This is a genomic window from Pseudarthrobacter sp. Pseusp20 (assembly GCF_059492155.1).
The window spans coordinates 3,579,958-3,594,713 of sequence record NZ_CP168521.1 but is presented as its reverse complement, the minus strand read 5'-3'; the positions used below and the strand labels follow the sequence as shown (position 1 = coordinate 3,594,713).

13 protein-coding genes are annotated in these 14,756 nt (G+C 68.4%); 12 read left to right on the top strand and 1 reads right to left on the bottom strand.

The features are described from left to right. Positions 1-56 precede the first annotated feature (56 nt). From ACEN9K_RS16625 to ACEN9K_RS16570, 12 genes are all read left to right on the top strand, one after another. Entirely contained in the window at positions 57-926 is an 870-nt protein-coding gene (locus tag ACEN9K_RS16625; RefSeq protein ID WP_495634676.1) for a sirohydrochlorin chelatase, read from the top strand. A gap of 54 nt (positions 927-980) precedes the next feature. After that, positions 981-2,726 carry a nitrite/sulfite reductase gene (locus tag ACEN9K_RS16620; protein ID WP_495634675.1) on the top strand — a complete coding sequence of 582 codons (1,746 nt, stop codon included), beginning with the start codon at positions 981-983 and terminating at the stop codon, positions 2,724-2,726. Beyond that, a complete protein-coding gene (locus ACEN9K_RS16615) occupies positions 2,726-3,454 on the top strand; it encodes a phosphoadenylyl-sulfate reductase (RefSeq protein ID WP_018769003.1) in 729 nt (242 codons plus the stop codon). The genes ACEN9K_RS16620 and ACEN9K_RS16615 overlap by 1 nt, the downstream gene beginning before the upstream one ends. After that, positions 3,451-4,395, top strand: a complete 945-nt coding sequence (cysD, locus tag ACEN9K_RS16610; RefSeq protein WP_018769004.1) for a sulfate adenylyltransferase subunit CysD — start codon at positions 3,451-3,453, stop codon at positions 4,393-4,395. The genes ACEN9K_RS16615 and cysD overlap by 4 nt, the downstream gene beginning before the upstream one ends. Beyond that, positions 4,395-5,801 carry a sulfate adenylyltransferase subunit 1 gene (locus ACEN9K_RS16605; RefSeq protein WP_488315783.1) on the top strand — a complete coding sequence of 469 codons (1,407 nt, stop codon included), beginning with the start codon at positions 4,395-4,397 and terminating at the stop codon, positions 5,799-5,801. The genes cysD and ACEN9K_RS16605 overlap by 1 nt, the downstream gene beginning before the upstream one ends. 110 nt (positions 5,802-5,911) lie before the next feature. After that, positions 5,912-7,078, top strand: a complete 1,167-nt coding sequence (locus tag ACEN9K_RS16600) for an RtcB family protein (protein WP_018769006.1) — start codon at positions 5,912-5,914, stop codon at positions 7,076-7,078. A gap of 130 nt (positions 7,079-7,208) precedes the next feature. After that, positions 7,209-8,339 carry an ABC transporter substrate-binding protein gene (locus tag ACEN9K_RS16595; RefSeq protein ID WP_018769007.1) on the top strand — a complete coding sequence of 377 codons (1,131 nt, stop codon included), beginning with the start codon at positions 7,209-7,211 and terminating at the stop codon, positions 8,337-8,339. A 28-nt stretch (positions 8,340-8,367) separates the two neighbouring features. Further along, entirely contained in the window at positions 8,368-9,093 is a 726-nt protein-coding gene (locus tag ACEN9K_RS16590) for an ABC transporter ATP-binding protein (RefSeq protein WP_056393004.1), read from the top strand. After that, a complete protein-coding gene (locus ACEN9K_RS16585; protein WP_018769009.1) occupies positions 9,083-10,039 on the top strand; it encodes an ABC transporter permease in 957 nt (318 codons plus the stop codon). Before ACEN9K_RS16590 ends, ACEN9K_RS16585 begins: the two co-directional genes overlap by 11 nt. Before the next feature lie 322 nt (positions 10,040-10,361). Continuing rightward, on the top strand, positions 10,362-10,499 hold the full coding sequence (locus tag ACEN9K_RS16580) for a hypothetical protein (RefSeq protein ID WP_495634674.1): 138 nt from the start codon (positions 10,362-10,364) through the stop codon (positions 10,497-10,499). Between the two features lie 74 nt (positions 10,500-10,573). Continuing rightward, positions 10,574-11,836 carry a uroporphyrinogen-III C-methyltransferase gene (gene cobA / locus ACEN9K_RS16575; protein WP_018769011.1) on the top strand — a complete coding sequence of 421 codons (1,263 nt, stop codon included), beginning with the start codon at positions 10,574-10,576 and terminating at the stop codon, positions 11,834-11,836. Positions 11,837-11,933: 97 nt separating this feature from the next. Continuing rightward, positions 11,934-13,400: an FAD-dependent oxidoreductase gene (locus ACEN9K_RS16570; RefSeq protein WP_018769012.1), complete on the top strand. Its 1,467-nt coding sequence runs from the start codon at positions 11,934-11,936 to the stop codon at positions 13,398-13,400. 72 nt (positions 13,401-13,472) lie between these two features. On the opposite strand, the gene ACEN9K_RS16565 is transcribed toward ACEN9K_RS16570, so the two are convergent. Next, the gene (locus ACEN9K_RS16565; protein WP_488315787.1) at positions 13,473-14,732 is read right to left on the bottom strand and encodes an SRPBCC family protein; all 1,260 of its coding nucleotides are present in this window, start codon (positions 14,730-14,732) and stop codon (positions 13,473-13,475) included. Positions 14,733-14,756 lie beyond the last annotated feature (24 nt).

Genomic DNA, 14,756 nt, shown 5'->3' with positions numbered 1-14,756 from the left:
CGTCCCGGTATTTCAAAGAGGGCGGACAGGGCGGCTCCAACGTTACGCTAGCCCCTATGAACAGCCCCATCATGATCGCCTGTGCCCATGGGACGTCCAACACACAGGGGGCCGCGGAGGTCAACGCCCTGCGCGCCGCCATTGCTGAACTGCGGCCAGGCCTCGACGTCCGGGAAGCCTATGTGGACGTCCAGCAGCCGGACCTGGTGGATGTGGTGGCGGGCCTGCCGGAGGGGGAGGCCGCCGTGGTGGTTCCCTTGCTGCTCAGCGTTGGCTACCACGTGAAGGTGGACATCGCGCGGGCCGTGAAGAGCCGTCCGGGCAGTGCGGCCGCCGCACCGCTGGGCCCCGACCCGCGGCTCGCCAGACTGCTGGACCAGCGGCTGCGCGAAGCCGGGACCACGGACAACGACGTCATCGTCCTTGCCGCCGCCGGCTCGTCCAACCCCAACGCCGCCGTCAGCGTGGAGGAGTTGCTGCGCCAGCTTCAGGAGCTCCGGTCCAACCGGATCGTGGCCGCCTACGGTGCCTCGGCCAAGCCCTCAGTGCCCGACGCCGTCGCCATGCTTCGGGAGGAACTTGAAGGAGGTGCCGGGGCGGGGGAGTCCGCCGGGGCCGTCGACGTCGGCGGAAGGGTGGTGATTGCCTCCTACCTCCTGGCGCCGGGCTTCTTCCACGACCAGCTCGCCAAGGCAGGAGCCGACGTCGTGACCGAACCCCTGCTGCCGTCCCCCGTGCTCGCCGACATCGCGCTGGACAGGTACGACGCCGCCGTCGCAACGATGAACGGGACCCCTGCGGAAGCACCGGCAGCGGCACCCCTGGAAGCCGCCGCACCGGCCCCGGCCGCACCCGCCGCGGATGCACAGGAGGGTGGCATCTTCAAGGCCCTCCGGCGTTTCGTGACGAAATATTTCCCTAGGTGACTTAGCGTTTCCGGCCCTTTGTGACGCAATTCGGGCGGGACCTACAGTCGATGCATGACTGATACAGCTCTAGCCGGAGCGTCCGCGGACTCCGCTGCCACCAAGCGCCCCGCCCGCCCGTCCCGTCCTGCTGCGAAGCCGCACGGGCAGTGGAAGGTGGACGGCAAGACGCCCCTGAATGCCAACGAAACCTGGAAACAGGAAGACGACGGCCTGAACGTGCGCGAGCGTATCGAGACCATCTACGCCAAAGAGGGCTTCGACGCGATCCCCGGCCAGGACCTGCACGGCCGGTTCCGCTGGTGGGGCCTGTACACCCAGCGCAAGCCCGGGATCGACGGCGGCAAGACCGCAACGCTTGAGCCGCACGAGCTCGAGGACAAGTACTTCATGCTGCGCGTGCGGATCGACGGCGGCGCCCTGACCACCGAGCAGCTGCGCGTCATCGGCCAGATCTCCGTGGACTTCGCCCGCGACTCCGCCGACCTCACCGACCGCCAGAACATCCAGCTGCACTGGATCCGCGTGGAGGACATCCCCGAGATCTGGAACCGCCTGGAAGGCGTGGGCCTGTCCACCACCGAGGCCTGCGGCGACGTTCCCCGCGTCATCCTGGGCTCGCCCGTGGCGGGCATCGCCAAGGACGAGATCATCGACCCCACCCCGCTCATCGAGGAGCTGGGGGAGCGGTTCATCGGCAACCCGCTGCTGTCCAACCTCCCGCGCAAGTACAAGACCGCCATCACCGGCCACCCCAGCCAGGACGTGGTGCACGAGATCAACGACTGCGCCCTGGTTGGTGTGAAGCACCCCGAATTCGGCGCCGGCTACGACCTGTGGGTGGGTGGCGCGCTGTCCACCAACCCGATGCTCGGCAAGCGCCTGGGCGCGTTCGTGAAGCCGGAGCAGGCCGCGGACGTGTGGCTGGGCGTCACCAGCATCTTCCGTGACTACGGCTACCGCCGCATGCGCACCAAGGCCCGCCTGAAGTTCCTGCTGGCTGACTGGGGTCCGGAGAAGTTCCGCCAGATCCTCGAGGACGAATACCTGGGCTACAAGCTGGCCGACGGTCCCGCCGCGCCCAAGCCCACCGCACCGGGCGACCACATCGGCGTGCACGAGCAGAAGGACGGCAAGTTCTTCATCGGCGCCACCCCGCTGGCCGGCCGGCTGTCCGGTGCCCAGCTGGTCAAGCTCGCGGACACCCTTGAGGCCCGCGGCTCCCGGCGCCTGCGCACCACCCCGCACCAGAAGCTGGTGGTCCTGGACGTCGAGAAGGAACAGGTTGAGCCCCTGGTGGCTGAACTGGACGCCCTGGGCCTGTCCGCCCGCCCGTCCGTGTTCCGCCGCGGCACCATCGCCTGCACCGGCATCGAGTACTGCAAGCTGGCCATTGTGGAGACCAAGCACACCGCCGCCACGGCCGTGGCCGAGCTGGAGCGCCGCCTGGCCGACCTCGCCGAATCCGGCGAGCTGCCGCAGGCACTTTCGCTGCACATCAACGGCTGCCCCAACTCCTGCGCCCGCATCCAGACGGCGGACATCGGCCTGAAGGGCATGATGCTGCCAACGCCCGACGGCGACCCCTCCCCGGGTTTCCAGGTCCACCTGGGCGGCGGGCTGGCTTCCAACGACCGCGAGGAAGCAGGGCTGGGACGCACCGTCCGCGGCCTGAAGGTGTACGTGGACGACCTGCCCGACTACGTGGAGCGGGTGGTCCGCCGGTTCGTGGCCGACCGTGCCGAAGGCCAGACCTTCGCCGAATGGGCCCACGCAGCAGACGAGGAGGCATTGCAGTAATGGCAAAACACCTGGCACCCGCACCCGCCAAGCGTCCCGTCGAGGAGCTCAAGGCGCTGGCTGAAGCCGGCGCGGCCGAACTCGGCTGGGACGCCCCTGCCCGCGATGTCATCGCCTGGGTGGAGCGCAACTTCGAACTGCCCGCCGTCGCCGTCGCCTGCTCCATGGCCGACGCCGTCCTGCCCGCCCTGGTGGCGGACCAGATGCCCGGCGTCGACGTCCTCTTCCTGGAAACCGGCTACCACTTCCCGGAAACCTACGCCACGCGTGACGAGGTGGCCGCGAACCTCCGCGTCAACGTGGTGGACGTGCTCCCCGAAAACACTGTGGAGCAGCAGGACCGGCTCCTGGGCAAGGACCTCTTTGCCCGCGACGCCGCCCAGTGCTGCGCCCTCCGCAAGGTGGCCCCGCTGCAGCGCACCCTGGCCGGCTACGAGCTCTGGTTCACCGGCGTCCGCCGCGACGAAGCCCCCACCCGGACCAACACGCCGCTGATCGGCTGGGACGAGAAGAACGGCCTGGTCAAGGTCAACCCCATGGCCGCCTGGACATTCGACCAGCTGGTCCAGTACTCCGACGACAACCTCCTGCCCGTCAACCCGCTGCTTTCCCAGGGCTACCCCTCCATTGGCTGCCAGCCCTGCACCCGCAAGGTGGCACCCGGCGAGGACCCCCGCGCCGGCCGCTGGGCAGGAACCGACAAGACAGAATGCGGACTACACGTATGAGCACTTCACTTACCGAGGAGACCCAGGTGACTGACGCCGCCGTATCCACGCGCCTGTCCAGCCTGGACACCCTGGAGTCCGAGGCCATCCACATCATCCGCGAGGTTGTTGCCGAGTTCGAGAAGCCCGCGCTGCTGTTCTCCGGCGGCAAGGACTCCGTGGTGATGCTGCACCTGGCCACCAAGGCGTTCTGGCCCGGCAAGGTGCCGTTCCCCGTGCTGCACGTGGACACCGGCCACAACTTCCCCGAGGTCATCGACTTCCGCGACCGCACTGTTGAGCGGCTGGGCCTGAAGCTGGTGGTGGGCTCCGTCCAGGAGTTCATCGACCGCGGCGAGCTGGCCGAGCGCGCCGACGGCACCCGGAACCCGCTGCAGACCGTCCCCCTGCTGGACGCCATCCAGCAGAACAAGTTCGACGCCGTGTTCGGCGGCGGCCGCCGCGACGAGGACAAGGCCCGCGCCAAGGAGCGCATCCTGAGCCTCCGCGACGAGTTCGGCCAGTGGGACCCGCGCAACCAGCGCCCCGAGCTGTGGAACCTCTACAACGGCCGCCACACCGTGGGCCAGCACGTCCGGGCCTTCCCCATCAGCAACTGGACCGAGCTGGACATCTGGCGCTACATCGAACGCGAGAACATCGAGCTGCCGGGCCTCTACTACGCCCACGAGCGTGAGGTCTTCGCCCGCGACGGCATGTGGCGCGCGGTGGGCGAAGTGTCCCAGCCCCGCGACGGCGAGGAAGTCATCACCAAGACCGTCCGCTACCGCACAGTGGGGGACATGTCCTGCACCGGCGCTGTGGAATCCAACGCCTACACCGTGTCCGACGTCGTGGTGGAAGTCGCCGCCTCCACCCTGACCGAACGTGGCGCCACCCGCGCAGATGACCGCATCTCCGAGGCCGCCATGGAAGACCGCAAGAAGGACGGGTACTTCTAATGACCACCGAAGCAGTTCTCCCGGCAGACCTGGAAACGGCCCTGCCCACCACGCTCTTCCGCTTCGCCACGGCAGGATCGGTCGACGACGGCAAGTCCACTCTGGTGGGCCGCCTCCTTCACGATTCCAAGGCCATCCTGGCTGACCAGCTCGACGCCGTCGCCCGCACCTCGGCCGACCGCGGTTTCGGCGGCGACAAGGGCGGGATCGACCTGGCCCTGCTGACCGATGGCCTGCGCGCCGAGCGCGAACAGGGCATCACCATCGACGTGGCCTACCGCTACTTCGCCACCGACCAGCGCAGCTTCATCCTGGCCGACTGCCCCGGGCACGTGCAGTACACCAAGAACACGGTGACCGGCGCGTCCACTGCGGATGCCGTCGTCGTGCTCATTGACGCCCGCAAGGGTGTGCTGGAGCAGACCCGCCGGCACCTGTCCGTGCTGCAGCTGCTGCGCGTGGCGCACGTGATCGTGGCCGTGAACAAGATCGACCTGGTGGACTTCAGCGAATCCGTGTTCCGCGGGATCGAAGCCGACGTGCAGCAGGTGGGCCGCGAACTGGGCCTGGGCGCCGACGGCATCAGCGACCTCCTGGTCATCCCGGTCTCCGCTCTCGACGGCGACAACGTGGTGGAGCGCTCCGAGCGCACCCCCTGGTACACCGGCCCCGCACTGCTGGAGGTCCTGGAGACCCTCCCCGCCGCCGATGAACTGGAAAGCCACCTGGAAAGCTTCCGCTTCCCGGTGCAGCTGGTCATCCGGCCGCAGGGCGCCCTGGCCCCCGACGCCGTCGCCGCCGGCCTGGATGTGGAGGCCTTCCGCGACTACCGCGCCTACGCCGGCCAGATCACCGAAGGCTCCGTAAAGGTGGGGGACCAGGTGTCCGTTCTGACACCGGGCCAGTCGCCGCGGACCACCACTGTGGTGGGCATCGACTTTGCCGGGGCTTCCCTGCAGGAGGCCGCCGCCCCGCAGTCGGTGGCCATCCGGCTGGCGGACGAGTTCGACGTCGCACGCGGTGACACCATCGCGGCCGCCGGCACCGTCCGCGAGGCTTCCGCCGACCTGTACGCCGCCCTGTGCTGGCTGTCCCCGAAGCCGCTCCGCGAAGGCCAGAAGGTGCTGGTCAAGCACGGCACCCGGACGGTGCAGGCGATGGTCCGCAGCGTCTCCGGCAAGCTGGACCTGGCCACCTTCAAGCTTGAAGGCGCCTCCAGCCTGGAACTGAACGACATCGGGCACGCGCAGCTCCGGCTCGCCGCCCCGCTGCCGCTGGAGAACTACCTGCACCACCGCCGCACCGGCGCATTCCTGGTGATCGACCCGCTGGACGGCAACACGCTGGCCGCCGGCCTGGTCAAGGACCACCCGGGCGACCACGAGGACGAGCGCTACAGCATCTAGGTACTCCTTTCGAAACCGCGGCTTGTTCGCAGATCCGGACCGTGAAGGTTCTGACGCGCGAACAAGCCGCGGTTTTGCCGTCTCGTAAGGTTGTCAGAGGAGGCGAAAGCATGGAGACCATCAGCCCGAAGCTCCTCAACTGGGCGTCCATCCTGGATGACAAGACCCGCGAGCAGGCAGTGATGACCGCGGCCCTGCCGTTCATCTACCCGCACCTGGCGCTGATGCCGGATGCGCACCTGGGCATGGGCGCCACCGTGGGCTCCGTCATCCCCACGCTGCGCGCCATCATTCCGGCCGCGGTTGGCGTGGACATCGGCTGCGGCATGATCGCGGTCCGCACCCAGTACTCCGTGAAGGACCTGCCCAAGGACCGCAAGCGCCTCCGGGAGGACATCGAGCGGGTCATCCCCTTATCGGCAGGGCATAACAACAGGCAGGTCCTTCCCACGGCGCAGCCGCGGATCGCGGAGCTGAAGCAGCGGGCCGCGAAGGCCGGTTTCAACCCTGCCCAGTACGTTCCCAAGTGGGAGCTGCAGCTGGGGTCCCTGGGCTCGGGGAACCACTTCATCGAGGTGTCCGCAGATGAGGACGACGGCGTGTGGCTCTTCCTGCATTCGGGCTCGCGGGGCATCGGCAACAGGATCGCCCAGCACCACATCGGCGTCGCCCGGCTTATCAGCCGCAAGAACCAGATATACCTGCCGCACCCGGACCTCGCGTACCTGGACGAGGGAACCCCGCAGTTCGAGCGGTACATTGCCGAGCTGCGCTGGGCCCAGCACTTCGCCCTGCTGAACCGGGAGGAGATGATGGACCGCGTAAGAACCCAGTTCAGCCACTGGGTGGGCGGGCCGGTCCGCGAACGCGAGCGGATCAACTGCCACCACAACTTCACCGAGCAGGAAACGCACTACGGCAAGTCCGTGTGGGTGTCCCGCAAGGGCGCCATCAAAGCCGCCCCCGGAGATCCCGGACTTATCCCCGGGTCCATGGGGACGGCGTCGTATGTTGTGGTGGGCCGTGGCAACCCGGCGTCGCTGAACTCCTCACCGCACGGGGCGGGGCGTGAGTACTCCCGGAACGCTGCCCGGAAGGCCTTCACGCTGGAGGAGCTGAAGCGGGCCATGCGGGGCATCGAGTTCCGCGCCTCGGAGGCCTTCATTGACGAAATCCCGGCCGCGTACAAGCCGATCGACCAGGTCATGCAGGATGCCGCGGACCTGGTCACGGTGCGGCACAAGCTGCGGCAGCTGGTCAACGTCAAAGGCAACTGAATCTGCGAAACAGGGCAGGAGTGCGGCCAAATGTGACGCTAGATGAACGTGCGTGACCCCCCGTTTCCGCGTCGTTGAACGCGTTTGGGCCACTCCCTATGGTGAAACAATGACTAGTTCCAAGCCCGGGATGACCCGCATCGTGGCAGGCGAAAGCGCGGTTCCCACGCGCAGGCGCGCCGTCGAGGCTGCCTTGGCCATCGGGCTGGTCCTGCTGATCGCCGTCGGCGCCATCGTGGCCTCGAACATTTCCCGCAACAGCGAGGCGCAGGCCGCCGAGCCCACCCCGGCCGCGGAACTGAAGCTGGGCTACTTCGGCAACGTCACCCACGCCGCGGCCCTGGTGGGCATCAAAAAGGGGTTCCTCGCGCACGCCCTGGGCAGCACCAGGCTCAGCACCGAAACCTTCAACGCCGGCCCGGCAGCCATCGAGGCCCTGAATGCCGGTGCCATCGACGCCGCCTACATCGGCCCCAATCCGGCCATCAACTCGTTCGCCAAGAGCCAGGGCCAGTCCGTGCGGGTGATTGCGGGCGCCGCGGCGGGCGGTGCACAGCTGGTGGTCAGGCCCGGGATCAACTCCGCCGCCGACCTCAAGGGCAAGACGCTCGCGTCCCCGCAGCTCGGCGGCACGCAGGACGTGGCCCTCCGGGCCTGGCTCAGCAAGCAGGGCTACAAGACCAACGTGGACGGCAGCGGCGATGTCGCCATCAACCCCACAGACAACGCCCAGTCCCTCAAGCTGTTCCAGGACGGAAAGCTCGACGGCGCGTGGCTGCCTGAGCCGTGGGCCTCACGATTGGTGCTCCAGGCCGGCGCCCAGGTGCTGGTGGACGAAAAGGACCTGTGGGACGGAACCGGCACCGGCAAGCCGGGCGAGTTCCCCACCACCATCCTGATCGTGAACCAGAAGTTCGCCGCGGACCACCCGGACACGGTCAAGGCGCTGCTGAAGGGGAACGCGGAATCGGTAGCGTGGCTCAATTCGGCGCCGGCCGGCCAGAAGGCGGAGCTCATCAACTCCGCCCTGCAGGAAACCGCCGGGGCAGCACTGCCGGGAGATGTCCTTACCAGGTCGCTGGCCAACATCACCTTCACCCTGGACCCCCTGGCCGGCAGCTACTCCAAGCTCCTCCAGGACGGCGTGGAGGCCGGCACCACCAAGAAGGCCGACATCAACGGCCTCTTCGACCTCCGTGCCCTCAACCAGGTCACCGGCGGTACCGACAAGATTTCTGCGGCCGGACTCGGCCAGGACTGACCCACCCCCACTACCTAAGGACGGCACCATGCCAGTCGTACTGGAACACCTGGGCAAGCGCTTCGGCGACGGCGCCCCGGTACTGGACGACGTCAACGCCAACATCAAGCAGGGCGAGTTCGTTGCCCTCCTCGGTGCCTCCGGCTGCGGCAAATCCACCCTCCTGAACATCATCGCGGGACTCGAAGCGCCGACGTCGGGCGCCCTGGAAGTACCTAGCGACGGCGCCGCCTTCATGTTCCAGGACGCCGCCCTCTTCCCGTGGCTCACCGCCCGGGAAAACATCGAGCTGGCCCTCAAGCTCCGCGGGGTGGGCAAGGCCGAGCGCAAGGCCAAGGCCCAGGAGCTCCTGGAACTGGTGCACCTGGGGACGGCGGGGGACAAGCGCCCGCACGAGCTCTCCGGCGGCATGCGGCAGCGCGTCTCGCTGGCACGTTCGCTGGCCCAGGACCGGCAGCTGCTGCTCATGGACGAGCCGTTCGCCGCGCTGGACGCAATCACCCGCGACCTGCTGCACGACGAGCTGGAACGCATCTGGAAGGAAACCGGGCGCACCATCGTCTTCGTCACCCACAACGTCCGCGAGGCCGTCCGGCTGGGCCAGCGCGTCCTGCTGCTGTCCTCGCGCCCCGGCCGCGTGGTCCAGGAATGGGCCGTCACCGAGGAACACCGAACCGACGCCGGGCTCGCCGGCCAGCTGACCGGGGTCATCACCGCCCGGCTGCGGGAGGAGATTCGCCGCCATGCCAAGTAAGTCCCTGTCCGGCTCCGCGCCGGTGGTTGAGCCCGACGAAACCAAAACCCGCGAGCCAGTCCATGCCGCCCTGACCCGGACGTCCACCGGCAACGAGGACCTCCGGGAGCTGGAATCCGGCCTTGACTCGCTGCAGTCCGACGCCGACCGCAAACACCGGATCGACTGGAGCCGCATCCTCCTGCCCGTAGCCGCGCTGCTGGTGCTGGTGCTGGTCTGGCAGTTCTACGTGTCCCTGGGCGTCAAACGGCGCGACCTGGTTCCCGGGCCGCTGGACGTCCTTGGCCAGCTGGGCGTTCTCTGGGGCGACGGCAAGTTTCAGGAATCAGTCTGGACGTCGCTGCAGCGCGGCGTGGTGGGCTTCCTGATTTCGGTGGCCATCGCCACGCCGGTCGGCCTGCTGCTGGCCCAGGTGGCACCGTTGCGGCGCGCGTTTGGACCGCTCATTTCGGGACTGCAGGTCCTGCCCTCCGTGGCGTGGGTTCCCGCGGCGATCATCTGGTTCGGCCTTACGGACGCCACCGTGTACTTCGTGGTGTTCATGGGCGCCATCCCGTCCATTATCAACGGGCTCATCTCCGGTGTGGACCAGATCCCGCCGCAGTACCGCCGGGTGGGCACGGTGCTTGGCGCGTCCCGGCTGCAGATGGCCCTGCAGATTGTCCTCCCGGCCGCGCTGCCGGGCTACCTGGGCGGCCTCAAACAGGGCTGGGCCTTCTCCTGGCGCTCCCTCATGGCCGCGGAGATCATCGCTGTGGGCGGCACCATCGGCTTCGGCCTGGGGTCGCTGCTGGACCAGGGCCGGACCCTGTCCGACATGGGCGTGGTCATGGCCGCCATCCTGCTGATCCTCGCGGTCGGCATCCTGATTGAGCTTCTGGTGTTCGGCCCCATCGAGAAGCGCCTCCTGCGCCGCCGCGGCCTCCTGGCCGGCAGCACCCGCTAAGTCAGCCCGCACCCAGGCACCCTGAGAGCCCGAAGGCGAGTCCCGCCGTCGGTCTCTCTGCTGTCCTGTGCCCTGACTGTCCTGTGCCCTGACCTGACGGAACCGGGGCACTTTGACACGGACACGCCGGGTTTCAGGGCCGGTTCGACGCCGGAACGCGCCAAAGTGCCCCGGGACCGCCGGCGCCCACCAGGACGGGCCGTGGCAGGGGTGACAACCGGGCTTACCGTCCCCGCGCAGTTTTACCGACGAACAGGTCAAGGGCCCCTTCAAGGCCTTCCGGCACGTCCACGAATTCGCGCCTACTGCCACGGGAAGCCTGATGGTTGACCGGGTGGAGTTCACCGCCCCGCTGGGGGTCCTGGGCCGCGCCGTCGAGCGCCTGTTCCTGGCCCGGTACCTGGAGCGCCTCATCGTCCGCAGGGGCAGGTTCCTCGCCGCCGCGGCTAAACGTTTGTGACGCAGCATTACCTTACGTGAACTGGTGTTGCTCGGCCTTTGTGGGCGAATGTGACGCGGACCTACCGTTGATTCATGGCAATTCAGGACATTTACCCCACGGCGCTGCGGCTGCTCGGCCGCCCGGTGCTGGTGGTGGGCGGCGGCCCCGTTGCCGCCCGCCGCGCCAAGGGGCTGCTCGACGCAGGGGCCGTGGTCACCGTCGTGGCTCCGGTTGCCTCGCCCGCGCTGCTGGAGATGGCCGGCGCCGGCCTGCTCACCTGGGAAGCGCGGCCCTACCTTTCCAGCGACGTCGACGGCGTGTGGTTCGTCCAGACCGCCACCGGCGATTCCGCAGTGGACGCCCAGGTGTCGGCCGACGCCGAGGCACAGCGCGTTTGGTGCGTCAACGCCTCCAACCATGAAGCTTCCGCCGCCTGGACTCCCGCCGTTGCGGAGGTCGACGACGTCAAGATCGCCATCAACGCCGGGGGAGACCCGCGGCGGGCCATGGCCGTGCGCGATGCCGTGGCCACCGCCCTCGAAACCGGCGACCTGCCGCTGCGCCGCCGCCGCGCACACCAGGGATCCGTCGCGCTGGTTGGCGGCGGTCCCGGCGATACGGGCCTCATCACGGTCCGCGGCCGCCGTCTCCTGGGCCAGGCCGACGTCGTGGTCGCCGACCGCCTGGGCCCCCGCGGACTGCTCAACGAACTCGCCCCGGACGTCCGGATCATCGAAGTCGGCAAGACCCCCGGCCACCACCCCGTTCCGCAGGCTGGGATCAACCGGATCCTCGTCGAGGAAGCCCTCAAGGGACACCGCGTTGTCCGGCTCAAGGGCGGGGACCCCTACGTGCTGGGCCGCGGCGGCGAGGAAGCCGAATACTGCCGCCAGCACGGCGTCGAGGTTGAAGTGGTCTCCGGCGTCACCTCGGCAATCTCCGTTCCCGCAGCAGCCGGCATTCCCGTCACCCACCGCGGCCTGGCCAAGGGCTTCAGCGTGGTCACCGGCCACGAGGAACTCTCCGAGGTACCCGCCCGTCCGGACCACACGATCGTCCTGCTCATGGGCGTCGGCCAGCTGCGCGAATCCGCGTCCGCGCTGGGCGAAGCCGGCCTGCCGCAGGACACTCCGGTTGGTATCGTGGAAAACGGCTATTTGCCGGACCAGCGCGTCACCATTGGCACGCTCGGTTCCATCGCCGACCAGGCCCAGGCGGCCGGCGTCGCAAATCCTGCCGTGATTGTCATCGGTGACGTGGTGCGCGTGAGCCCCTTCGCGCCGTCGCACTTCAAAACCGCTGACTACAGCACCACCACCCCGAACAGCCCCCGCAAGACCGTCCTCACCACCTAGCCCCACCCAACTGACTGGCAGTTGTTGTCGTTCTGAGCCGTCAAAACGACAACAAATGCGAGCCAGTTGGGCCGGAACGAAGAAAAGGAACACAGCCGTGTCATCCAGCACCACCGTAGGAACTGCTGCGCGTCCGCTGCGCGTCGCCGTCGTGGGCTCCGGCCCGGCCGGCGTCTACGCCGCCGACATCCTCACCAAGAGCGAAGCCGTCAAAAGCGGCGAGCTGACCGTCAGCATCGACCTCTTTGACCGCTACCCGGCACCCTACGGCCTGATCCGCTACGGCGTGGCCCCGGACCACCCCCGCATCAAGGGCATCGTGAACGCCCTGCACAAGGTGCTGGACCGCGGCGACATCCGCTTCTTCGGCAACGTGGACTACGGCACTGACCTCACCATCGAGGACCTCCGGACCCACTACGACGCCGTCATCTTCGCCACCGGCGCCATCAAGGACGCGGACCTGAACATCCCCGGCATCGAGCTGGAGGGCTCGTTCGGCGGCGCCGACTTCGTCTCCTGGTACGACGGCCACCCCGATGTCCCGCGCGAATGGCCGCTCGAGGCCAAGGAAATCGCGGTGATCGGCAACGGCAACGTGGCCCTGGACGTGGCCCGTGTTTTGTCCAAGCATGCCGACGACCTCCTCACCACCGAGATCCCGGACAACGTCTACGCCGGCCTGAAGGCTTCCCCGGTCACCGACGTGCACGTCTTCGGCCGCCGCGGCCCCGCCCAGGTCAAGTTCACCCCGCTGGAGCTGCGCGAGCTGTCCCACTCCAAGGACGTGGACATCATCCTGTACCCGGAGGACTTCGAGTTCGACGAGGAATCGGACCGCCAGATCCAGACCAACAACCAGACCAAGACCATGGTGGGCACGCTCACCAACTGGATTGCCGAGCAGCCCGAGGACGTCTCCGAGCTCAAGGCGTCCCGCCGCCTGCACCTGCACTTCCTGCACAGCCCGGTGGAGATCTATGACGACGCCGAGACCCCGGGCAAGGTGGCCGGCATCAAGTTTGAGCGCACCGAGCTGGACGGCACCGGCAACGCCCGCGGCACCGGCGAGTACGTGGACTACCCGGTCCAGGCCGTCTACCGCGCCATCGGCTACTTTGGTTCCGCCCTCCCGGACGTGGAGTTCGACCACAAGAAGGGCGTTGTGGTGAACGACGGCGGCCGCGTCCTGGACTCCGACGGCAACCACGTGCCTGGCATCTACGCCACCGGCTGGATCAAGCGCGGGCCGGTCGGCCTCATCGGCCACACCAAGGGCGACGCCCTGGAGACCGTCACCTACCTGCTGGAAGACCGCGAAAACCTTCCCGTCGCTTCGGCACCGGAGGAGGACGCCGTCACCGAACTCCTCGACGCACGCGGCGTGAAGTTCACCAGCTGGGAAGGCTGGCTGGCGCTGGACGCGCACGAACTCGCACTGGGTGCAGCTGCCACTGAGGCCGGGGGATCGCACGGCGTGGAGGTCAAGCGTGAGCGCATCAAGGTGGTGCCGCGCGAGGACATGGTGGACATCTCCCGCGACGGTGTGGCCGCGCAGGTCTAACGCACGGATTCAACGCACCATCAGACAGGAACCGCGGGGCCATTGGTCCCGCGGTTCCTGCTTTAATATGCCCTAATCCTGTTGCTTACCAGCGCCGCCAACGGCCATCAGCTCCAGGCGCCGCAGGGTCTCCCGGTTCCGCGCCGAAATCAACGGGTCCCGCAGGAATTTCGGCATCAGCCTGCCGGGCCCGCGGATGGCATCCTCGGCGATGGTCACCAGGCACTGGTCGCCCCGGTCCTCCAGCGTGATCTCCACCTTGGCCTCGCCCATCGGCCAGCCCCGCGCCACCAGTTCCAGCGAGCGGCCTGGCTCGACGGCCGCCACGCTGGTGCTGTCATCAATCACCAGCGGCCAGGCGCCCACGGAGTGGTGCAGCCGGGAACCCTGCCGGGGCCATTCGGCGTCCACGTCCCTGATCCGGGATGCGCCCACCACCCAGCCGGAATACAGCCAGCCGTCGGCGATGACCCGCCAGACGTCGGCCGCGGGGGAGGTGAACAGCTGCGAGACGGTGGACATTGAGTTCCTTCCGGTTCCGGTCATGCTTTGGTGCGGTGCTTCGGCGGACCCCGCCGGGTGTCCGGGGTCCTTCAAGTGTCCGACGGCGGGAGGTGCGGGCCGCCGTGCGGCCCGGTAGGACGGCTTCCGCAGGCGGCGGGTCCAGGCGTACGTCCGGGCGCCCGGCGGCTGGTTCTCAAGGGGGTCGAAACGCAGCGGGATGTCCGCGGGGTCCGCACCCGCGTTCAGCCGCAGTTCACCGCACGCCCGCCACGGCCCTCCGGGTCTGGCCCAGGACAGTCCCAGCACCCATTCGCCGGAGGCCGGCGACCCCGAAGGCAGGTTCAGCGTCCGCAGTCCCAACAGCACCGGGCCCGTCCGGCCGCGGTACGGCATCAGCGTGGTCAGGGTGGCTCCCGCAATGTCCAGCCGCGGCATCAGGAGGAACCTGCCCGGCAGTCCCCAGCCGGTGGAGGCAAACAGGACGTCCGCGGGGTTGGTACCGGAGGCAGCGGCAGGGGTCGAGGAACCGGCGGAAGCACTGGTCGGCGAAACCCGGAGCGCCAGGCCCAGGATGTCCGGCAGCGCCTGCGGCAGGCCCAGGGACCGTGAAAAGCGGGCCACCACCTGGTCGGTCCCCGGGGAATCGAGCCAGTCGATGCCGCTGGGCTGTGCGGGGTTGCCGGTCCTGGTGAGCTGTCCGGCCAGGCCCAGGCCCTGGGGGTGGATGGGCCGGTCCGGCCGCGCGAGTTTGAGGAGCCGGAAGAGGGCGGCAAAGGCCTGCCCGGCACTCCCGGTGACGGTGGAAAGAACGCGCGGCTGCTGGGTCATACTTCCTTCCTACCCATAAAGCGG

Coding starts and splice junctions, on each gene's coding strand:
- ACEN9K_RS16625 (WP_495634676.1), top strand. CDS start 57: ATGAACAGCCCCATCATGATCGCCTGTGCCCATGGGACGTCCAACACA.
- ACEN9K_RS16620 (WP_495634675.1), top strand. CDS start 981: ATGACTGATACAGCTCTAGCCGGAGCGTCCGCGGACTCCGCTGCCACC.
- ACEN9K_RS16615 (WP_018769003.1), top strand. CDS start 2,726: ATGGCAAAACACCTGGCACCCGCACCCGCCAAGCGTCCCGTCGAGGAG.
- cysD (WP_018769004.1), top strand. CDS start 3,451: ATGAGCACTTCACTTACCGAGGAGACCCAGGTGACTGACGCCGCCGTA.
- ACEN9K_RS16605 (WP_488315783.1), top strand. CDS start 4,395: ATGACCACCGAAGCAGTTCTCCCGGCAGACCTGGAAACGGCCCTGCCC.
- ACEN9K_RS16600 (WP_018769006.1), top strand. CDS start 5,912: ATGGAGACCATCAGCCCGAAGCTCCTCAACTGGGCGTCCATCCTGGAT.
- ACEN9K_RS16595 (WP_018769007.1), top strand. CDS start 7,209: ATGACCCGCATCGTGGCAGGCGAAAGCGCGGTTCCCACGCGCAGGCGC.
- ACEN9K_RS16590 (WP_056393004.1), top strand. CDS start 8,368: ATGCCAGTCGTACTGGAACACCTGGGCAAGCGCTTCGGCGACGGCGCC.
- ACEN9K_RS16585 (WP_018769009.1), top strand. CDS start 9,083: ATGCCAAGTAAGTCCCTGTCCGGCTCCGCGCCGGTGGTTGAGCCCGAC.
- ACEN9K_RS16580 (WP_495634674.1), top strand. CDS start 10,362: ATGGTTGACCGGGTGGAGTTCACCGCCCCGCTGGGGGTCCTGGGCCGC.
- cobA (WP_018769011.1), top strand. CDS start 10,574: ATGGCAATTCAGGACATTTACCCCACGGCGCTGCGGCTGCTCGGCCGC.
- ACEN9K_RS16565 (WP_488315787.1), bottom strand. CDS start 14,732: ATGACCCAGCAGCCGCGCGTTCTTTCCACCGTCACCGGGAGTGCCGGG.